The sequence below is a fragment of the Citrobacter sp. RHBSTW-00524 genome, assembly GCF_013747755.1.
GTDB lineage: Bacteria > Pseudomonadota > Gammaproteobacteria > Enterobacterales > Enterobacteriaceae > Citrobacter > Citrobacter braakii.
In genome coordinates this window covers 2195672-2216520 of the sequence record NZ_CP056421.1, presented here as the reverse complement: position 1 = coordinate 2216520, position 20849 = coordinate 2195672, and the positions used below count along the sequence as shown (strand labels likewise).

Below are 20849 nucleotides of genomic sequence, written 5' to 3'. Positions count from 1 at the left end.
ATGTTCAAACCGCACGTCACGGTCGCCTGCATTGTGCATGCAGAAGATAAGTTCTTAGTCGTTGAGGAAACAATCAATGGCAAAGCCCTGTGGAATCAACCTGCAGGACATCTGGAAGCGGATGAAACCCTGGTGCAAGCCGCCGCTCGCGAACTGTGGGAAGAGACGGGCATCAAAGCGCAGCCGCAACACTTCATCCGGATGCATCAATGGATTGCGCCGGACAAAACGCCCTTTTTACGTTTTCTGTTTTCTATCGAGCTTGCCAATATGTGCGCTACTGAACCTCATGACAGCGATATAGATTGCTGTCGCTGGGTCAGCGCAGAAGAGGTTCTCTCAGCGCCAAATCTGCGTTCGCCGTTGGTTGCGGAGAGTATTCGTTGCTATCAGAGCGGACAGCGCTACCCGCTGGCGATGATCGGCGAATTTAACTGGCCGTTTACAGAGGGTGTCAAGTAAGGGGCTGCGTGCTAGAATATGCCGCCTTGAAGTTCAATGTCGTGAGTATTCCTATGTCTGAAAGCCCAAAAAAAGTGATCGTCGGCATGTCCGGCGGTGTCGATTCCTCCGTTTCTGCCTGGCTGTTGCAACAACAGGGTTATCAGGTAGAAGGCCTGTTCATGAAGAACTGGGAAGAGGACGATGGCGAGGAATATTGCACAGCGGCCGCAGATCTTGCAGATGCGCAGGCTGTCTGTGACAAACTCGGCATTGAACTGCATACCGTCAACTTTGCTGCAGAATACTGGGACAACGTCTTTGAACTGTTCCTTGAAGAGTACAAAGCGGGCCGTACGCCAAACCCCGATATTCTGTGCAATAAAGAAATCAAGTTTAAAGCCTTCCTCGAGTTTGCCGCCGAAGATTTAGGTGCCGATTATATCGCCACCGGTCACTACGTGCGCCGCGCCGACGTCGACGGCAAAAGCCGCCTGCTGCGTGGACTTGATGGCAATAAAGACCAGAGCTATTTCCTCTACACGCTCGGTCACGAACAAATCGCGCAGAGCCTGTTCCCGGTCGGCGAACTGGAAAAACCGCAGGTGCGTAAAATTGCCGAAGATCTCGGTCTGATTACGGCCAAGAAAAAAGACTCAACCGGTATCTGCTTCATCGGCGAACGTAAGTTCCGCGAGTTTCTCGGTCGTTACCTGCCGGCTCAGCCTGGCAAAATCATCACCGTTGATGGCGAAGAGATTGGCCAGCATCAGGGGCTGATGTACCACACGCTGGGTCAGCGTAAAGGTCTGGGCATTGGCGGGACGAAAGAAGGCACGGAAGATCCGTGGTACGTGGTGGATAAAGACGTCGAGAACAACATTCTGGTTGTTGCTCAGGGTCATGAACACCCGCGTCTGATGTCCGTTGGCCTGGTGGCGCAACAGCTGCACTGGGTCGATCGCGAACCGTTCACCGGCACAATGCGTTGCACGGTGAAAACCCGCTATCGTCAGACCGACATTCCGTGCACCGTTAAGGCGCTGGATGCTGAACGTATTGAAGTCATTTTCGACGAGCCAGTCGCGGCGGTAACGCCGGGTCAGTCGGCTGTCTTTTACAATGGCGAAGTGTGCCTCGGCGGCGGCATTATCGAACAACGATTGCCTCTGCCGGTATAATTACTTACACATCTAATACAAGGAAGCAGTGAACGTGGCAAAGAATTATTATGACATCACCCTCGCTCTGGCAGGCATTTGTCAGTCGGCACGCCTGGTGCAGGAACTGGCGCACCAGGGGCATTGTGATGCCGATGCATTGCACGTTTCACTGAACAGTGTCATCGACATGAATCCCAGCTCTACGCTGGGCGTGTTTGGCGGTAGCGAGGCCAACCTGCGTTTAGGTCTGGAAACGATGCTCGGCGTGCTCAACGCCAGCAGTCGTCAGGGGCTGAACGCGGAACTCACCCGCTACACGTTAAGCCTGATGGTGCTGGAGCGTAAGCTGTCAGCAGCTAAAGGCGCTATGGACACGCTGGGAGACCGTATCAACGGCTTGCAGCGCCAACTGGACCATTTTGATTTGCAGTCAGAAACGTTGATGAGTGCGATGGCAGGCATTTATGTTGACGTCATCAGCCCACTCGGCCCACGTATTCAGGTTACGGGCTCCCCGGCCATCCTTCAGAGCCCACAGGTTCAGGCTAAAGTACGCGCTTCCCTGCTGGCTGGCATTCGCGCTGCCGTGCTCTGGCATCAGGTTGGTGGAGGCCGTCTGCAACTCATGTTTTCTCGTAATCGCCTGACGACTCAGGCTAAACAAATTCTTGCTCATTTAACCCCGGAGTTGTGATCTATGGAATTATCCTCACTGACCGCCGTTTCCCCTGTCGATGGACGCTACGGCGATAAAGTCAGCGCGCTGCGCGGGATTTTCAGCGAATACGGTTTGCTGAAATTCCGTGTACAAGTTGAAGTACGCTGGCTGCAAAAACTGGCCGCGCACGCAGCGATCAAGGAAGTTCCTGCTTTTGCTGCCGACGCAATCGGTTTCCTTGATGCGATTGTCGCTAACTTCAATGAAGAAGATGCTGCGCGTATCAAAACCATTGAGCGTACGACCAACCATGACGTGAAGGCAGTTGAGTATTTCCTGAAAGAGAAAGTGGCGGATATCCCGGAACTGCACGCTGTTTCCGAGTTCATCCACTTCGCGTGTACCTCAGAAGACATCAACAACCTGTCTCACGCGCTGATGCTGAAAACCGCCCGTGACGAAGTGGTTCTGCCGTACTGGCGCAAGCTTATCGACGCGGTGAAAGATCTTTCCGTACAGTATCGCGATATTCCTCTGCTCTCCCGTACCCACGGTCAGCCAGCCACCCCGTCTACGCTGGGCAAAGAAATGGCAAACGTGGCTTACCGTATGGAGCGTCAGTACCGCCAGCTCAATCAGGTCGAAATTCTCGGCAAAATCAACGGTGCAGTCGGTAACTATAACGCCCACATCGCCGCTTATCCGGAAGTGGACTGGCATCAGTTCAGCGAAGAATTTGTCACCTCGCTGGGCATCCAGTGGAACCCGTACACCACGCAGATTGAGCCGCACGACTACATTGCCGAGCTGTTTGATTGCATCGCCCGTTTCAACACTATCCTGATCGACTTCGACCGCGATGTCTGGGGTTACGTGGCGCTGAACCATTTCAAACAGAAAACTATCGCGGGTGAAATTGGCTCCTCCACCATGCCGCACAAGGTGAACCCAATCGATTTCGAAAACTCCGAGGGTAACCTGGGCCTGTCTAACGCGGTTCTGCAGCATCTGGCGAGCAAACTGCCGGTCTCCCGCTGGCAGCGCGATCTGACGGACTCTACCGTTCTGCGTAACCTGGGCGTGGGGATTGGCTATGCACTGATCGCTTATCAGTCCACGCTGAAAGGTGTGAGCAAACTGGAAGTGAACCGCGATCATCTGCTGGATGAACTGGATCATAACTGGGAAGTGCTGGCAGAGCCGATCCAGACCGTGATGCGTCGCTATGGCATTGAAAAACCATACGAGAAGCTGAAGGAACTGACCCGCGGCAAACGCGTTGACGCCGAAGGTATGAAGCAGTTTATCGACGGTCTGGCGCTGCCTGAAGACGAGAAAACGCGCCTGAAAGCAATGACGCCGGCCAATTACATTGGTCGCGCCGTCACCATGGTTGATGAACTGAAGTAATCTGTTTTACGCCTGTCAGGCCTGCATCATATCGTAGGCCTGCCAGGCGTAGCGCCATTAGGGATTATTGAGTCTTATGGCATTTCCGGCGGTGTAATGCCAAAGTGGTTCCACGCCCGCACCGTTGCCATACGTCCGCGCGGAGTTCGCTGCAGAAAACCTTGCTGAATCAGATACGGCTCCAGCACGTCCTCAATGGTTTCACGCTCTTCCCCAATCGCCGCCGCCAGGTTATCCAGTCCTACCGGTCCGCCGAAGAATTTATCGATAACCGCCAGCAGCAGCTTACGGTCCATATAATCGAATCCTTCCGCATCCACATTGAGCATATCCAGTGCCTGAGCGGCAATATCTGCTGAAATTGTGCCGTCATGCTTCACTTCGGAGAAGTCACGTACCCGGCGTAATAAACGGTTGGCGATACGCGGCGTACCACGGGCGCGGCGTGCCACTTCCAATGCGCCTTCATCGCTCATTTCCAGTCCCATAAAGCGGGCGCTGCGTCCAACAATGTGCTGCAGGTCTGCCACCTGATAGAATTCCAGGCGCTGTACAATACCGAAGCGGTCACGCAGCGGAGACGTTAACGAACCGGCGCGCGTCGTCGCCCCGATCAGGGTAAACGGCGGCAGATCGATCTTAATCGAACGTGCGGCTGGTCCTTCGCCAATCATGATATCCAGCTGATAATCTTCCATCGCCGGATACAGCACCTCTTCCACCACCGGTGACAGGCGATGGATTTCATCGATAAACAGCACATCGTGCGGTTCAAGGTTGGTGAGCATTGCCGCCAGATCGCCCGCTTTTTCCAGTACCGGACCGGAAGTGGTGCGCAAATTAACGCCCATTTCATTGGCAACAATATTGGCAAGCGTGGTTTTACCGAGACCTGGAGGACCGAAAATCAGCAGGTGATCGAGGGCTTCACCGCGCAGCTTCGCCGCCTGGATAAAAATCTCCATTTGCGAACGCACCTGAGGCTGGCCAATATACTCTTCCAGCAATTTGGGGCGGATCGCGCGATCCACCAAATCTTCAGGGGTCGTGCTGACAGCCGAAATCAGGCGATCTGCTTCAATCATCCTTTACCTCACAATGCCGCGCGAAGCGCTTCACGAATCAGGGTTTCACTGCTGGCATCAGGGCGAGCAATTTTGCTCACCATGCGGCTGGCTTCCTGTGGTTTATAGCCTAACGCCACCAGCGCAGCAACCGCTTCCTGCTCGGCGTCATCCGTTGCAGGACTGGCCGGAGAGGTCAGGACCAGATCCGCCGCCGGCGTGAAGAGATCGCCATGCAGGCCTTTAAAGCGGTCTTTCATTTCCACAATCAAACGCTCTGCGGTTTTCTTACCTATGCCCGGTAATTTCACCAGCGCGCCAAGCTCTTCGCGCTCAACGGCATTAACGAACTGCTGTGCAGACATACCGGAGAGGATCGCCAGCGCCAGCTTCGGCCCGACGCCATTGGTTTTGATTAACTCTTTAAACAGCGTGCGTTCTTGTTTGTTGTTAAAACCATATAGCAGTTGAGCGTCTTCACGCACCACAAAATGGGTGAAGATAATCGCTTCCTGCCCGGCTTCCGGCAACTCGTAGAAACAGGTCATCGGCATATGGACTTCATAGCCTACTCCGCCGGTTTCCAGAAGGACCAGCGGGGGTTGTTTTTCAAGAATGATGCCTCTGAGTCTGCCTATCACGTGACGCTCCTGCGTTAAGGGCTAAAAGGTAATGCGCTATCATAAAAAAAGGCTGGATAGATATCCAGCCTCATTTGTCACTAACGTAACCGACCTCGCGCCAGATTCAGTCGCGACTCGCTCATTTGCATGGCGTTCTGGCTGACGTGGCAATGGGTAATAGCAATCGCCAGCGCATCCGCGGCATCCGCCTGCGGATTTGCCGGGAGTTTTAGCAGCGTGCGCACCATATGCTGAACCTGGCTTTTTTCCGCGCTGCCGATACCCACCACGGTCTGTTTTACCTGGCGGGCCGCGTATTCAAAGACCGGAAGATCCTGATTGGTAGCCGCAACGATCGCCACGCCGCGCGCCTGCCCCAGCTTTAGCGCCGAGTCGGCATTCTTCGCCATAAAGACCTGCTCAATGGCAAAATAGTCGGGCTGGAACTGGGTGATGATTTCCGTCACGCCTGCATAAATCAACTTCAGACGTGATGGAAGATCGTCGACTTTGGTGCGAATGCAGCCGCTACCGAGGTAGGTCAGCTGTCTGCCGACCTGACGGATTACGCCATAACCGGTGATGCGCGACCCCGGGTCAATGCCGAGAATGATAGACATCACGCATCTCCTGTTAGTTTATGGCTTAACCACATCATTCGAGCGTTGCAGCAACCTCATCGGAGATTTCGCCGTTGTGGTAAACTTCCTGCACGTCGTCGCAGTCTTCCAGCATATCGATCAGACGCATCAGCTTCGGTGCCGTTTCTGCATCCATATCCGCTTTGGTGGAGGGGATCATAGACACTTCAGCCGCGTCCGCTTTCAGACCAGCCGCTTCCAGCGCATCACGCACTTTGCCCATCTCTTCCCACGCGGTGTAAACGTCAATCGCGCCGTCGTCGAAGGTCACAACGTCTTCAGCGCCCGCTTCCAGTGCCGCTTCCATAATGGCGTCTTCGTCGCCTTGTTCAAAAGAGATCACGCCTTTTTTGCTGAACAGGTAAGCTACGGAACCGTCGGTACCGAGGTTGCCGCCCGTTTTAGTGAATGCGTGACGCACTTCCGCAACGGTACGGTTACGGTTGTCAGACAGACACTCAATCATAACGGCTGTTCCGCCAGGACCGTAACCTTCATAGATGATGGTTTCCATGTTCGCATCATCGTCGCCACCAACACCACGCGCGATTGCACGGTTCAGGGTGTCACGGGTCATGTTATTTGCCAGCGCTTTATCAACCGCGGCGCGCAGACGTGGGTTAGCATCCGGATCGCCGCCGCCCAGTTTGGCTGCCGTCACCAGCTCACGAATGATTTTGGTGAAAATTTTACCGCGTTTAGCATCCTGCGCTGCTTTACGATGTCTGGTGTTGGCCCATTTACTATGACCTGCCATAAATAATCTCTCCAAAAAGCGCGCCTTTTCAGGCGACGTTAATTACAAACTCTTCAATCGCCTGCCGGTTACTCCACGACTTGGTTAACTGCGCGGCTTCGTGCGCATTAACCCAACGGTAGGTCAGATGTTCGGTGAACACGATCTCTCGTTCAGAGGGAAGTGCCAGGCAAAACCAGGATTCAGTATTACGCTCAATTCCCGGCGCATAGCGATGACGTAAATGGCTAAAAATCTCAAATTCCACCGTGCGCTGACAGTCAATTAAGGTCAGTTGCTCAGTCGCAACATCAATGGAGACCTCTTCCTTTACTTCGCGCATCGCGGCTTGCGACGCGGTTTCACCCTCTTCAAGGCTGCCGGTGACCGACTGCCAGAAATCAGGATCGTCGCGTCGCTGTAACATCAGCACTCTCCCGGTGTCCTTTGCATAAATCACGACTAACACCGAGACAGGCTGTTTGTATCTCATATCAGTTATTCTCAGCCTTCTTAACAACCTGAATGCTCAGTTCCGCCAGCGCGGCTTCGTTGGCAAAGCTTGGCGCTTCAGTCATCAGACACGCTGCAGCCGTAGTTTTCGGGAAGGCAATAACGTCACGAATGTTGTCAGTACCGGTCAGCAGCATAGTCAGACGATCCAGACCAAACGCCAGGCCCGCATGCGGCGGTGTACCGTATTTTAGCGCATCCAGCAGGAAGCCGAACTTCTCGCGCTGTTCTTGCTCGTTAATGCCCAGAATACCGAATACGGTCTGCTGCATATCACCGTTGTGAATACGCACGGAACCACCGCCCACTTCATAGCCGTTGATGACCATATCGTACGCGTTGGCAACCGCGTCTTCCGGCGCAGCTTTCAGCTCAGCGGCAGTCATGTCTTTTGGCGCGGTGAACGGGTGGTGCATCGCGGTCAGCCCGCCTTCACCATCGTCTTCAAACATCGGGAAGTCGATAACCCACAGCGGCGCCCATTTGGCTTCGTCGGTAATGTTCAGGTCTTTGCCCAGTTTCAGACGCAGCGCGCCCATCGCGTCGGCCACCACTTTCTTGTTGTCGGCACCGAAGAAAATCATGTCGCCGTCTTGCGCACCAGTACGCTCCAGAATCGCGTCTACGATTTCTGCGTTCAGGAACTTAGCAACCGGGCTGGTGATGCCTTCCAGGCCTTTCGCACGCTCGGTGACTTTGATGTAAGCCAGACCTTTCGCGCCGTAAATCTTAATAAAGTTACCGTAATCGTCGATCTGCTTACGGCTTAAGCTCGCACCGCCCGGTACACGCAGGGCAGCTACGCGGCCTTTCGCATCGTTCGCCGGACCAGAGAACACGGCGAACTCAACGCCTTTCACCAGATCGGCAACGTCAACCAGTTCCATCGGGTTACGCAGGTCTGGTTTATCAGAACCGTAACGACGCTCGGCTTCGGCAAAGGTCATGATCGGGAAGTCACCCAGATCCACACCTTTGACTTCCAGCCACAGGTTACGCACCAGCGCTTCCATCACTTCACGCACCTGCGGCGCGGTCATGAAGGAAGTCTCAACGTCGATCTGAGTAAATTCAGGCTGACGGTCAGCACGTAAGTCTTCATCACGGAAGCATTTTACGATCTGATAGTAGCGGTCAAAACCGGACATCATCAGCAGCTGTTTAAACAGCTGAGGAGACTGCGGCAGCGCGTAGAACTTACCTTTATGAACACGAGAAGGAACCAGGTAATCGCGCGCGCCTTCCGGCGTAGCTTTGGTCAGCATCGGAGTTTCGATGTCGAGGAAGCCGTGATCGTCCATAAAACGACGCACCAGGCTGGTAATTTTGGCACGCGTTTTCAGGCGCTGCGCCATTTCAGGGCGACGCAGATCCAGGTAGCGATACTTCAGTCGCGCTTCTTCGGTGTTTACGTGGTTAGAGTCCAGCGGCAGCGAGTCTGAACGGTTGATGATGGTCAGATCGGAGGCCAGTACTTCAATTTCGCCAGTCGCCATATCGGCGTTGACGTTTTTCGCGTCACGCGCACGCACGGTGCCCGTAACCTGGATACAGAACTCATTACGCAGTTCGGAGGCCAGCTTTAACGCATCCGCACGGTCCGGATCGAAAAATACCTGCACGATACCTTCGCGGTCGCGCATATCGATAAAGATCAGGCTACCAAGATCACGACGACGGTTGACCCAACCACACAGAGTCACCTGCTGCCCCTCGTGGGACAGACGTAGCTGTCCGCAATATTCTGTACGCATGAGATATCCCTTAACTTTGCCGCAGGCGGATTGTCACCTGTCTCGCAGGTGACGAAGTCGCAGCTTTAGCTGAATGTCACAACTGAATGAAAAAAGGCGGCTATTATACTGGAAATTCTGCCGCACGATAAGTCCGGTACTGACTGTACGCCTGTTTCCTGGACGGGCATTGCGTAATCTCACAAAAAATAACAAAAATTGTCGTCCCTTTCACACTGATTCGCGATTAAGGTGTAACGGAATTCTTTTTTTACTGGAGTGATCATGCTGGAACTGAACGCAAAAACAACCGCTCTTGTTGTTATTGATCTACAGGAAGGTATCCTGCCTTTCGCTGGCGGCCCATACTCGGCAAACGACGTGGTTGCCCGCGCCGCGCAGTTGGCGGAAAAATTCCGTGCCCACGGTTCCCCGGTGGTAATGGTGCGCGTCGGCTGGTCTGACGATTATGCCGAAGCGCTGAAACAGCCAGTTGATGCTCACGCTCCGGCCAAAGCGTTACCCGAAAACTGGTGGAATTACCCGAGCGCTCTGGGTAAATGCGCCAGCGACCTCGAAGTGACCAAACGCCAGTGGGGAGCTTTCTACGGCACCGATCTGGAATTACAACTGCGTCGTCGGGGCATCGAGACCATCGTCCTGTGCGGCATCTCCACAAATATTGGCGTGGAGTCAACGGCGCGAAATGCGTGGGAGCTGGGTTTTAATCTGATCGTTGCAGAAAACGCCTGTAGTGCCGCCAGCGCTGAGCAACATCAGGGCAGCATGACGCATATTTTCCCGCGTATCGCACGCGTACGCAGCGTGGATGAGATCCTGCAAGCGCTATGATTTATATCGGTTTACCCCAGTGGGCGCATCCCAAATGGGTGCGTCTGGGGATCACCAGCCTTGAAGAGTATGCCCGCCACTTTAACTGTGTGGAGGGCAATACCACGCTGTACGCGCTGCCAAAAGCCGACATTGTGGCCCGCTGGCATGCGCAGACTACCGATGCGTTTCGATTTTGTTTTAAGTTTCCGGCCACTATTTCGCATCAGGCCGCGCTGCGTAATTGCGATGACCAGGTACAAGAGTTTTTCACGCGCATGTCGCCACTTGAATCACGCATTGGGCAATACTGGCTGCAATTACCCGCGACTTTTGGCCCGCACGACCTGCCTGCCTTGTGGCAGTTTCTTGATGCGCTCCCCAAATCCTTTACCTACGGTGTGGAAGTTCGCCATCCGGACTTTTTTGCCAAAGGCGAAACAGAGCAGCTATTCAATCGTGGCCTACATGAGCGCGGGGTAAATCGGGTGATTCTAGATAGACACGTTTAAATACACCACCTAAAGCGATACAATCTAAGTATCAGTTTTGAGGTGGTAAACAATGAAACGTGTCATTTCATACATTCGTTTCTCATCAGAGAAGCAAGCTAAAGGCGACTCACTCCGCAGACAGTCTAAGATGGTCACGGATTGGCTTAAGGCTCACCCTGAGTACTATCTAGATGAATCCCTTACTTTTCGTGATTTAGGCGTTAGCGGGTTCACTGGCAAACACTTACAAGGTGGCTTAGGTGACTTCTTAACCGCTATCGAGAAAGGGCTTGTTAAAGCTGGTGATACGCTCTTGATAGAATCCCTTGACCGTCTGTCACGTCAAGATGTAGACCAAGCAAGTGAGCTATTACGAAACATTCTCCGCTCTGGTGTAGATGTAGTCACCTTGTCCGATGGCGAACATTACACAAAGGAATCTCTTAAAGACCCGTTAGCCTTGATTAAAAGCATTCTGATAATGCAAAGAGCACATGAGGAATCATTACGTAAATCTGAACGTATCCAAGCTGCATGGGATGCAAAGAAGGAAGAGGCTAAAGCTGGTATCAAGATTTCTAAGCGTTGTCCTGCATGGCTCAAGCTTAATGATGACCGTAAAAGCTTCTCTGTAATCCCTGAGAAGGTAGAGACAGTAAAGAGATGCTTTCAGCTACGGCTAGAGGGTAAGTCTATCTGGGATATTGTCAGGACTCTTAATGCTGAAGGTCACCAAACACTAAACCAATATAAAGCGGGTTCATTTGGTCAAACTTCTGTACAAGACCTTTTGAAGAATCGTTCTGTAATTGGTTACTTCACCCCTAAAGGCTGTGAAGAGATTGCAGGTTATTACCCTTCTATTATTCCTGAGACTGATTTCTATAGGGTTCAGCAATTATCTTATAGTCGATATGGAAGGAAGCCTGTCTCTGAAAACCCTATGGCTGTGAACCTCTTCAAAGGTGTTATCCGTTGTTCTGAATGTGGTCATACTTTGATTATTAATGGATTTACTGAAAAACGGTAAGCGTCGTCTGAGTACCGTCTGGTCCCGAATCCAGGATCCTGTAACTTAAGCACCCACTTATTTTGCAGGTGGACACCTCATGCGCGCTAAAGAAAGACTTCCCCGGAAACACTATTCCCCTGAATTCAAAATGGAACTGGTCAGGCTGGCTCTTGAAGAAGAAGGCAGTATTGCCGCACTGGCCCGGAAACATGACGTCAATGATAACCTGCTCTTTAAATGGATAAGGCTCTGGCAGCGTGAAGGGCGGGTCTGTCGGCCCCGAAAAAACTCATCGTCGCTTCCTGCCCTGATACCCGTGCAGCTTCAGGCGGGCTCTTCTCTCCCAACCTTCGAACTACCATCCTGCTCTCCTCCCGCTACCTGCCACATAAAATGTCGGGGAGGAGAAATAACACTGACTCATCCCTCTGCTGAACTCATGAGCACTGTCCTGCGCGAACTGATGCGGGGGCCGGTATGATAAATCTTCCCGCAGGCACAAAAATCTGGCTGGTTGCCGGTATCACCGATATGCGCAACGGCTTCAATGGCCTCGCCGCAAAGGTGCAGACCGCGCTGAAAGATGACCCGATGTCCGGCCACGTCTTCATCTTCCGGGGACGCAGCGGCAGTCAGGTAAAACTGCTCTGGTCCACCGGCGATGGTCTGTGCCTGCTGACAAAGCGACTGGAACGTGGTCGCTTCGCCTGGCCCTCAGCCCGCGATGGCAAAGTGTTCCTGACGCCGGCGCAACTGGCGATGCTGATGGAAGGTATCGACTGGCGACAGCCAAAGCGGTTACTGACATCCCTGACCATGTTGTAGCGCTCTTTATCCTGGTTGTCGCAGAATAAGCCTGGTAAAATACAGGCTTATGAACGACACCTCTTCTGACGACATCCTTCTGCTGAAACAGCGCCTGGCCGAACAGGAAGCGTTGATCCACGCCCTGCAGGAAAAGCTGAGCAACCGGGAACGCGAAATAGACCATCTGCAGGCGCAACTGGATAAGCTGCGCCGGATGAACTTCGGCAGTCGTTCCGAAAAGGTATCCCGCCGTATCGCGCAAATGGAAGCTGACCTGAACCTGCTGCAGCAGGAAAGCGATACGCTGACCGGCCGGGTGGATGACCCGGCAGTGCAGCGCCCGCTGCGTCAGACCCGCACCCGCAAACCGTTCCCTGAGTCACTCCCACGGGATGAGAAGCGGCTGCTGCCGACTGAGCCGTGTTGCCCGGAGTGCGGTGGTTCGCTGAGTTACCTGGGTGAGGATGCCGCCGAACAGCTGGAGCTGATGCGCAGCGCCTTCCGGGTTATCCGGACAGTCCGTGAAAAGCATGCCTGCCGTCGGTGCGATCGCATCGTTCAGGCCCCGGCTCCTTCGCGCCCCATCGAACGGGGGATCGCCGGACCGGGGCTGCTGGCCCGAGTGCTGACCTCAAAGTATGCAGAGCACACACCGCTGTATCGCCAGTCGGAGATCTATGCCCGCCAGGGTGTAGTGTTGAGTCGTTCTGTACTGTCGGGCTGGGTGGATGCGTGTTGTCGTCTGCTGGCACCGCTGGATGAAGCCCTTCAGCACTATGTCCTGACCGACGGCAAACTCCATGCTGACGATACGCCTGTCCCGGTGCTGTTGCCGGGCAATAAGAAGACGAAGACCGGGCGCTTATGGACGTACGTTCGAGACGACCGCAACGCCGGATCAGCGCTGGCCCCCGCAGTGTGGTTCGCTTACAGCCCGGACAGAAAAGGTATCCACCCTCAGACCCATCTTGCAGGCTTCAGTGGCGTACTGCAGGCTGATGCCTACGCCGGGTTCAACGAGCTCTACCGCGACGGCCATATAAAGGAAGCCGCGTGCTGGGCCCATGCCCGCCGAAAAATCCACGATGTTCACGTCCGTACCCCGTCAGCCCTGACGGAGGAGGCGCTGAAACGGATCGGCGAGCTGTATGCCATCGAGTCGGAGCTCAGAGGTAAAAGAGCAGAGGAACGGCAGGCAGTCCGGCACCAAAAAGTGCTGCCGCTGCTGGCGTCACTGGAGGGGTGGCTGCGGGAGAAACAGAAAACCCTCTCAAGGCACTCAGAACTGGCGAAGGCGTTCGGGTATGCGCTGAACCAGTGGCCGGCGCTGATCCGCTATGCAGAAGATGGCTGGGTGGAGGTGGATAATAACATTGCCGAAAACGCCCTACGACGGGTCAGTCTGGGGAGAAAAAACTGGCTGTTCTTCGGCTCGGATCATGGTGGTGAGCGCGGTGCGTCACTGTACAGTCTTATCGGGACGTGCAAATTAAACGGCGTGGATCCGGAACGCTATCTGCATTATGTACTTGATGTCATCGCCGACTGGCCTGTGAACCGGGTGGGTGCTCTGCTCCCGTGGCGGGTTACTCTGCCTGCCTGACCAGCTTCACTTCGTCAATACGGTTCTCACTGCACGCTTACGAAAAACGTCATGGTATTTACCGTTGTCCCTGTAAGCAAGAAAACCGTTGTAATGCCAAGGGATTATCAAGAAAACAGACAGACGGAACATTACTTACTCTACTCTCTCGTATAGACCGTTTTGAACCAGAACAAATAAATGTTATTGACACCTTAAAATTACAGCGCGAAGGGATTCTTAAGAATATCGAAAAGCTGGTGGAGTTGTCGCTTATAATTGATGATATGACGGCTATCACTTCCAAGCTTAAACAGCTTAAAAGCGACCTGTCACTAATTGAATCTGACATTGAAAAAGAGAATCAGCGAATCAAATCTATTGATACTGGTTCTTTGTCTGATTGTGATTTGAGTACAAAGGCAGGAAGGATTGAAGCGCAATTGATTATTCGTGGTGTTGTTAAAGAAGCTGTCTTAGACACTACTAATAAGCGTTGCAAGGTTGTCTTTCACAACGGTAAGGTAATTGACCTACCCATAACAGAAAACCCCTCAGAAGCTGTTACAGAGGCTATACAGTCGCTTACTGAGATTGCTTCTAAGGGGTTATTAGATATCGATGAGTTTTCACTTTAACGGTAAGTCTTGTTAGGATTTATAGAATACTTTTTGAGGACTCGACCAGCTTCATTATTAGCCTTTTGAATGCTGGTTGTTTCTTCTTTAGGGAAGGTGCGAACAAGTTCCTGATATGAGATCATCATATTCATCCGGAGCGCATCCCAGAGGGACATCATGAGCCATCAACTCACCTTCGCCGATAGTGAATTCAGCACTAAGCGCCGTCAGACCCGAAAAGAGATTTTCCTCTCCCGCATGGAGCAGATTCTGCCATGGCAGAATATGACCGCTGTCATCGAGCCGTTTTATCCCAAGGCGGGCAATGGCCGACGGCCCTATCCGCTGGAGACCATGCTGCGTATTCACTGCATGCAGCATTGGTACAACCTGAGCGACGGTGCCATGGAAGATGCCCTGTACGAAATCGCCTCCATGCGCCTGTTTGCCCGATTATCCCTGGATAGCGCCCTGCCGGATCGCACCACCATCATGAATTTCCGCCACCTGCTCGAGCAGCATCAACTGGCCCGTCAATTGTTCAAGACCATCAATCGCTGGCTGGCCGAAGCAGGCGTCATGATGACCCAAGGCACTTTGGTGGATGCCACCATCATTGAGGCACCCAGCTCGACCAAGAACAAAGAGCAGCAACGCGATCCGGAGATGCATCAGACCAAGAAAGGCAATCAGTGGCACTTTGGCATGAAGGCCCACATTGGTGTCGATGCCAAGAGTGGCCTGACCCACAGCCTGGTCACCACCGCGGCCAACGAGCATGACCTCAATCAGCTGGGTAATCTGCTTCATGGAGAGGAGCAATTTGTCTCAGCCGATGCCGGCTACCAAGGAGCGCCACAGCGCGAGGAGCTGGCCGAGGTGGATGTGGACTGGCTGATCGCCGAGCGTCCCGGCAAGGTAAAAACCTTGAAGCAGCATCCGCGCAAGAACAAAACGGCCATCAACATCGAATACATGAAAGCCAGCATCCGTGCCAGGGTGGAGCACCCGTTTCGCATCATCAAGCGGCAGTTCGGCTTCGTGAAAGCCAGATACAAGGGGCTGCTGAAAAACGATAACCAACTGGCGATGTTATTCACCCTGGCCAACCTGTTTCGGGTGGACCAAATGATACGTCAGTGGGAGAGATCTCAGTAAAAACCGGAAATAACGCCAGAAATGGTGGAAAAAATAGCCTAAATAGGCTGATTCGATGTGTTTGCGGGAAAAAAATCGGCCCAGATCCGCGAAATTTTAATCAGCGAGTCAGCTTGGGAAGAAATGACCTGCTTATTCGCACCTTCCTTAGACAGACTTGAATAGTCAATCTTCCAAGACTTATTACAGCTAATTTGAGCATCAAGAATCTTGCTTCTTCCTTCTGGTGAATAGCCCGATAAATCTGTTACCTGCATTAATTCTTTGCAAGATAACATTGGTGAACCGTAAGACGTTGTGGTATTCCCTGTATTCTTCTTAGAAGTTACACCATCATCTTTAGTAGTTGCCGTTTTACCAGTTGCAGCAGAAACATCAGTTGTTCCTACCACTGCTTTAAAGTCTACTCCTTGGAATACCATCTGGATTCTTAAACCGTTCGAGATAGTATGCTCCTTGGAAGCTTTAAACTGTGTAATTACTGCATCATCAATCTTAATACCATCTTTACAGATGATTGAAATAATTTGCTTCTGGTCTCTCCAAGTCTCTACAGTTGAAATAAAGTTTTCTACAAGTTGCCCTTGTCGGGTTCTTATAATAGAACCGCTGGAACCTACTACTACAGCACCAGAGATAGTGATTGTTTTAGGTGCTCTTTGAACGTTATCCGTAAGGGTCTGCCCAGACTGCATAGCCTGAGTTGTCACCATCATAGGGGAGTCATATTCCATATTCTCTGTTGCTGACAGTGACAGAAAGTTATCTGGGTTACCATGTAGATGGAAATAAACCCCATCCTTACCTGAGTATCTGATTTGCTTTGTATCAAACATTGTTGTATTCCTACTCATCTATTAGTGGTGTGCTACGTGAATGCACCTGAGTAGTTATAGGCATCAGTTTTCATTTTTCACGTAACACACGGTTAAATTACTAGTCTTCTGGATAGCTTGAGCTAATTAAAGTAGCCTCTGCATAGTTATCATAGATATTGTTGCTGAAATTAATAAAACTATCTTGGTCTGGTTTAATAGCAACTTCACCACCAAGAGAGACTTTAACAGGTTCCTTAATACGCTTACTCAAAGCATTAATTTCATTCCGTAACGACTGAATATCTGAACTTGTTAAACTGTTCTGAGTGATATTATTTAGTTCTGGATGCTGGAATCTTGCAATATTCAAAGCTGCATTATCCAAAAAATCACCCACTGAACTAAAAATTCGATTCCACCCTTCATTAATTTCATTCGGTTTATCAGGGTCACCTGAATAAGCAGGGTTAAAATCAGTTCCAACACCGACACCAGAAGGATGTAGATTAGCGTTTTTAGCTGACTCTGAATTAACATAATTAGCGGCTTTCTTCAGCGCATACAATGCAAGAGTGACACCTCTAATTTGTGGAATCATTGAGGCAAACGCTAAAGCTAATTCAGTTCCATCATTAGCGAAACCAAATGCAGCAGCAGTACCAACACCACCAACTACACCATTAAATCTCCCACCTTTACCGCCAGCCTGTGAAGTTACCTGTCCAGCAACCTGATTAGCTCTTGCTCCAAGCGTTGTAATTGCCCTGACAAGATTTAAAACCCCTGCCGTAGAACTTGCTACTGCTTTCACTGATAACGCCATAGTAAGTCCTTTGACGAAATTAAGTAGTTTCTCACCAGCACCGTCAATTAACTTTTGCTGTGCATCATCAAGACTGAAATAGAACTTTTTAACCTGAAGCATCCACCCTTCAAGTTTGTTATTGAACACACGAATATCATCAACACCATTTTTAAGCATGTTGATAAGCCCACCGATAGCATCACCAGCAGAACCGCTAACCATACCCATTTCACTAAGCAAGCTGCTTAGGCTGGTTAAGAAGCCGTTTAACTCATCCTGTGAACCTGAGAAGACTTTAACAAGCGTATCATCCCAATTGTTAGCCAGCTTCCCTAAAGCGGTTTGAGTGCTCTTGGCGACTTCAGCCCAACCACCCGCTTTATCAATCATCAAGCCCATCTGTTTAGCGACTTTAGGAAGAGTATCAGCGGAAAGTACCTTCCCGTTTTTCATGGCTGCATCAAGCTCTGTAGCAGTCATACCCAATGCTTCAGCGAATAGTTTAAATGCACCTGCCATACGGTCACCTAACTGACCACGAAGTTCTTCAGCCTGAATCTTGCCCTTGCTCGCCATTTGCTCAAAAGCTTTCAAAATGCCGTTTAGCTCATCGTTACTAAGCCCCATTAACCGGCTCATAGCAGTTGCATTACCAAATAGTTGTTGTGTCTCATCCTGTGACATAGAACCCTGAGCACCAGCGGCAAACTTAGCGTAGCTTGATAGACCTTCACTGATATTTAAACCTGTCTTGTCTGCCAACCCCCTGATAAATGTTTCAGCTTCAGGCGCTTTATCTCCAAGAACAAATTTAGATGCTCGCTGTGCTGAATCTCTTTTCAAACCAGCATTCATAATGCTCTTGTAAGCGTTAAGAGCACCCATTACAGAATAGAATGCACCTGATAACTTAATTGCATTACTTGCTAAGTTACCAAAGGAATCATTTACTTTATTGATGTTGGTGGTCTTTGTCTGTGACCTATATTTACCCAGCGCTTCACGAAGAGACTGATTTATCTTTGCAAGCTCAACATTAAACTTTTCATTTCCAATATTACCAGCCTTACCGCTTAAGCTGTAATACTGTGCTTTAAACATTTTCGCCATTAGCGGATTAACATCACCAAGCTTAGACATATTCACACTATGCGCTGCTGTGATTGCTCGGCTACCACTAATTCGTGGTTGCCTTGCTGCTTTAACAGCTTCTTCAACCTGAGTTTTGAACTTAAAGACCTTCGTAGACTTAGGGAAGGTGCGAATAAGCAGGTCATTTCTTCCCAAGCTGACTCGCTGATTAAAATTTCGCGGATCTGGGCCGATTTTTTTCCCGCAAACACATCGAATCAGCCTATTTAGGCTATTTTTTCCACCATTTCTGGCGTTATTTCCGGTTTTTACTGAGATCTCTCCCACTGACGTATCATTTGGTCCACCCGAAACAGGTTGGCCAGGGTGAATAACATCGCCAGTTGGTTATCGTTTTTCAGCAGCCCCTTGTATCTGGCTTTCACGAAGCCGAACTGCCGCTTGATGATGCGAAACGGGTGCTCCACCCTGGCACGGATGCTGGCTTTCATGTATTCGATGTTGATGGCCGTTTTGTTCTTGCGCGGATGCTGCTTCAAGGTTTTTACCTTGCCGGGACGCTCGGCGATCAGCCAGTCCACATCCACCTCGGCCAGCTCCTCGCGCTGTGGCGCTCCTTGGTAGCCGGCATCGGCTGAGACAAATTGCTCCTCTCCATGAAGCAGATTACCCAGCTGATTGAGGTCATGCTCGTTGGCCGCGGTGGTGACCAGGCTGTGGGTCAGGCCACTCTTGGCATCGACACCAATGTGGGCCTTCATGCCAAAGTGCCACTGATTGCCTTTCTTGGTCTGATGCATCTCCGGATCGCGTTGCTGCTCTTTGTTCTTGGTCGAGCTGGGTGCCTCAATGATGGTGGCATCCACCAAAGTGCCTTGGGTCATCATGACGCCTGCTTCGGCCAGCCAGCGATTGATGGTCTTGAACAATTGACGGGCCAGTTGATGCTGCTCGAGCAGGTGGCGGAAATTCATGATGGTGGTGCGATCCGGCAGGGCGCTATCCAGGGATAATCGGGCAAACAGGCGCATGGAGGCGATTTCGTACAGGGCATCTTCCATGGCACCGTCGCTCAGGTTGTACCAATGCTGCATGCAGTGAATACGCAGCATGGTCTCCAGCGGATAGGGCCGTCGGCCATTGCCCGCCTTGGGATAAAACGGCTCGATGACAGCGGTCATATTCTGCCATGGCAGAATCTGCTCCATGCGGGAGAGGAAAATCTCTTTTCGGGTCTGACGGCGCTTAGTGCTGAATTCACTATCGGCGAAGGTGAGTTGATGGCTCATGATGTCCCTCTGGGATGCGCTCCGGATGAATATGATGATCTCATATCAGGAACTTGTTCGCACCTTCCTTAGCTCTTTCTTCCAATCTATTAAAAGTCTGGTTAATCTTCTTTTCCATATTCCCTAAAGAGGCTGTTAAATCCTTATCCATGCTCTTTGGGTTAACTTTAAATGCTTTATTTAAATTACGTTCAATCTTTGTAGCTGACTGCATAGCGAGTTTTTCAACTCGTTGCAATCCCTTAATAACGTTTTCATTGAAGCCTAATTCAACGATAAACGAATCAACTGTAAACTTGCTCATTCATATTTCACCTCATACAAAAAAGGAGAGTTACCGATTTTATTCGATAATCTCTCCCGTATTAGTTTGACCCAACCAATTCTTATTAATGGTAAACGTAAGTATGAATCCCATCTTCACCTAAAATCTGTGCATCACATGGTAACTTATCCAAGCACCACGAAGGAATCTTACGTACCTTTGCTTTATGCGAGGTGATAATTTGGCGCTTACTCTTAATTCGTAGCTTTGGCTTGTTTGGTTGCAGCTTCAAACTTTCACAAACAGATTTAATAACCTCGTAACGCTGCTGTAAATCAATCATTCATCACCTCACACCATATCAAATAGCCTTTGCATATTTGCTAGAAATCTTAGTTAGCTGCTCAATATCAGCTTGCAATGCTTGTTTCTTCTGTGCTTCATAGTCGCTGATTAGTTGCTTCATAGCTTTAAGCTGGTTAGCAAGTTCTTGCTTAAATCTGTTTAATTGTTTGCTATGACACTCAAGCAGATTCTTTTCAGCTAACAGACAAATCTCTTCATCTGTTTTATCAGACAATAAAACATATGAGCCTGTACCGCGTGAAGCTGGTCTAACATCAATTAAACGGAATCCTTCAGGGATGCTCTGAAGAACCTTTGAAACATTCTCTCTTGCTGTACCAAAACCATCATTATCTTCAACTGAGTAATACGCGAATGGATTTTGTCTAATTTCCACTTCAATATCAAAATCAGTTGGCTTCTCAGTTTCTTCAAAGTTCTTCACATTGTCGTAAGCAATATCAAGCTTAATACGCTGTGCTTTCAGCAATGGGTAATATTCCCGCTCAAGCTCAAGTAATGCCTCAGTCTTGCATACATCAGGTAACTCAGTTGGTTCAGGATAAACATTGATAATTTCACTTGGGATTGCTGTCTTACGTTCCCATTCATCCCTAGCAACTTTATCAGCAATTGCTTCTTGCTGTTTATGTACCGGATGAGCACCATTACCAATTGAGTTAATAGCTAGTGGTCTGCTATCGATTTCTTTTTCAAACTCATTGCGAATAGTCATTTTAAATTTCCTT

20 protein-coding genes and 3 pseudogenes are annotated in these 20849 nt (G+C 50.6%); 11 read left to right on the top strand and 12 right to left on the bottom strand.

Annotation, left to right across the window (positions count from 1 at the left end; genetic code table 11):
- From HV229_RS10635 to purB, 4 genes are read left to right on the top strand one after another with little or no spacing between them, the layout of a single operon-like run.
- Window positions 1–462, top strand: a complete 462-nt coding sequence (locus tag HV229_RS10635) for an NUDIX hydrolase (RefSeq protein WP_016153407.1) — start codon at window positions 1–3, stop codon at window positions 460–462.
- A 53-nt stretch (window positions 463–515) separates the two neighbouring features.
- The gene (gene mnmA / locus HV229_RS10630) at window positions 516–1622 is read left to right on the top strand and encodes a tRNA 2-thiouridine(34) synthase MnmA (protein WP_003832402.1); all 1107 of its coding nucleotides are present in this window, start codon (window positions 516–518) and stop codon (window positions 1620–1622) included.
- 34 nt (window positions 1623–1656) lie between these two features.
- Window positions 1657–2298, top strand: a complete 642-nt coding sequence (hflD, locus tag HV229_RS10625; protein WP_016153409.1) for a high frequency lysogenization protein HflD — start codon at window positions 1657–1659, stop codon at window positions 2296–2298.
- 3 nt (window positions 2299–2301) lie between these two features.
- On the top strand, window positions 2302–3672 hold the full coding sequence (gene purB, locus HV229_RS10620) for an adenylosuccinate lyase (protein ID WP_016153410.1): 1371 nt from the start codon (window positions 2302–2304) through the stop codon (window positions 3670–3672).
- A gap of 74 nt (window positions 3673–3746) precedes the next feature.
- Here the strand turns inward: purB and ruvB are convergent, their stop codons facing one another.
- The 6 genes from ruvB to aspS all read right to left on the bottom strand — a co-directional run bounded on the left by ruvB (window position 3747) and on the right by aspS (window position 9003).
- Window positions 3747–4757, bottom strand: a complete 1011-nt coding sequence (ruvB, locus tag HV229_RS10615; RefSeq protein WP_016153411.1) for a Holliday junction branch migration DNA helicase RuvB — start codon at window positions 4755–4757, stop codon at window positions 3747–3749.
- An 8-nt stretch (window positions 4758–4765) separates the two neighbouring features.
- The gene (ruvA, locus tag HV229_RS10610) at window positions 4766–5377 is read right to left on the bottom strand and encodes a Holliday junction branch migration protein RuvA (protein ID WP_016153412.1); all 612 of its coding nucleotides are present in this window, start codon (window positions 5375–5377) and stop codon (window positions 4766–4768) included.
- Between the two features lie 80 nt (window positions 5378–5457).
- Entirely contained in the window at window positions 5458–5979 is a 522-nt protein-coding gene (gene ruvC / locus HV229_RS10605; protein WP_003034867.1) for a crossover junction endodeoxyribonuclease RuvC, read from the bottom strand.
- Between the two features lie 34 nt (window positions 5980–6013).
- Entirely contained in the window at window positions 6014–6757 is a 744-nt protein-coding gene (locus tag HV229_RS10600; protein ID WP_016153413.1) for a YebC/PmpR family DNA-binding transcriptional regulator, read from the bottom strand.
- A 28-nt stretch (window positions 6758–6785) separates the two neighbouring features.
- On the bottom strand, window positions 6786–7229 hold the full coding sequence (nudB, locus tag HV229_RS10595; RefSeq protein ID WP_181547521.1) for a dihydroneopterin triphosphate diphosphatase: 444 nt from the start codon (window positions 7227–7229) through the stop codon (window positions 6786–6788).
- A gap of 1 nt (window position 7230) precedes the next feature.
- Window positions 7231–9003, bottom strand: a complete 1773-nt coding sequence (aspS, locus tag HV229_RS10590) for an aspartate--tRNA ligase (protein WP_016153415.1) — start codon at window positions 9001–9003, stop codon at window positions 7231–7233.
- Between the two features lie 264 nt (window positions 9004–9267).
- Between aspS and HV229_RS10585 the strand changes: the two genes are divergently transcribed.
- The 7 genes and pseudogenes from HV229_RS10585 (at window position 9268) to HV229_RS10550 (ending at window position 15486) form a co-directional block, all read left to right on the top strand.
- Complete coding sequence (locus HV229_RS10585; protein WP_016156803.1) at window positions 9268–9834, top strand: hydrolase; 567 nt, start codon at window positions 9268–9270, stop codon at window positions 9832–9834.
- A pseudogene (locus HV229_RS10580) lies at window positions 9831–10313 on the top strand (DUF72 domain-containing protein); the annotation flags it as partial. The gene HV229_RS10585 and the pseudogene HV229_RS10580, both read left to right, overlap by 4 nt.
- Before the next feature lie 64 nt (window positions 10314–10377).
- Window positions 10378–11328: pseudogene (locus HV229_RS10575) on the top strand (recombinase family protein); the annotation flags it as partial.
- Between the two features lie 468 nt (window positions 11329–11796).
- On the top strand, window positions 11797–12144 hold the full coding sequence (gene tnpB / locus HV229_RS10565) for an IS66 family insertion sequence element accessory protein TnpB (RefSeq protein ID WP_000609174.1): 348 nt from the start codon (window positions 11797–11799) through the stop codon (window positions 12142–12144).
- A gap of 49 nt (window positions 12145–12193) precedes the next feature.
- On the top strand, window positions 12194–13729 hold the full coding sequence (locus tag HV229_RS10560; protein ID WP_016239903.1) for an IS66 family transposase: 1536 nt from the start codon (window positions 12194–12196) through the stop codon (window positions 13727–13729).
- The gene (locus HV229_RS10555; protein ID WP_249417795.1) at window positions 13705–14346 is read left to right on the top strand and encodes a hypothetical protein; all 642 of its coding nucleotides are present in this window, start codon (window positions 13705–13707) and stop codon (window positions 14344–14346) included. The genes HV229_RS10560 and HV229_RS10555 overlap by 25 nt, the downstream gene beginning before the upstream one ends.
- A 159-nt stretch (window positions 14347–14505) precedes the next feature.
- Window positions 14506–15486, top strand: coding sequence for an IS5-like element ISKpn26 family transposase (locus tag HV229_RS10550; protein WP_000019445.1), 981 nt, complete (start codon window positions 14506–14508; stop codon window positions 15484–15486).
- Window positions 15487–15524: 38 nt separating this feature from the next.
- Here the strand turns inward: HV229_RS10550 and HV229_RS10545 are convergent, their stop codons facing one another.
- The 6 genes and pseudogenes from HV229_RS10545 to HV229_RS10520 all read right to left on the bottom strand — a co-directional run bounded on the left by HV229_RS10545 (window position 15525) and on the right by HV229_RS10520 (window position 20836).
- A complete protein-coding gene (locus tag HV229_RS10545) occupies window positions 15525–16322 on the bottom strand; it encodes a phage baseplate protein (protein ID WP_249417794.1) in 798 nt (265 codons plus the stop codon).
- Window positions 16323–16422: 100 nt separating this feature from the next.
- The gene (locus tag HV229_RS10540) at window positions 16423–18528 is read right to left on the bottom strand and encodes a tape measure protein (protein ID WP_249417793.1); all 2106 of its coding nucleotides are present in this window, start codon (window positions 18526–18528) and stop codon (window positions 16423–16425) included.
- Entirely contained in the window at window positions 18510–19490 is a 981-nt protein-coding gene (locus HV229_RS10535; protein WP_000019445.1) for an IS5-like element ISKpn26 family transposase, read from the bottom strand. The genes HV229_RS10540 and HV229_RS10535 overlap by 19 nt, the downstream gene beginning before the upstream one ends.
- 67 nt (window positions 19491–19557) lie before the next feature.
- Window positions 19558–19794 (bottom strand): annotated as a pseudogene (locus HV229_RS10530) (tail tape measure protein); the annotation flags it as partial.
- Between the two features lie 85 nt (window positions 19795–19879).
- Complete coding sequence (locus HV229_RS10525) at window positions 19880–20098, bottom strand: hypothetical protein (RefSeq protein WP_181547517.1); 219 nt, start codon at window positions 20096–20098, stop codon at window positions 19880–19882.
- Window positions 20099–20116: 18 nt separating this feature from the next.
- A complete protein-coding gene (locus HV229_RS10520) occupies window positions 20117–20836 on the bottom strand; it encodes a transposase (RefSeq protein WP_181547515.1) in 720 nt (239 codons plus the stop codon).
- Window positions 20837–20849: the final 13 nt, after the last annotated feature.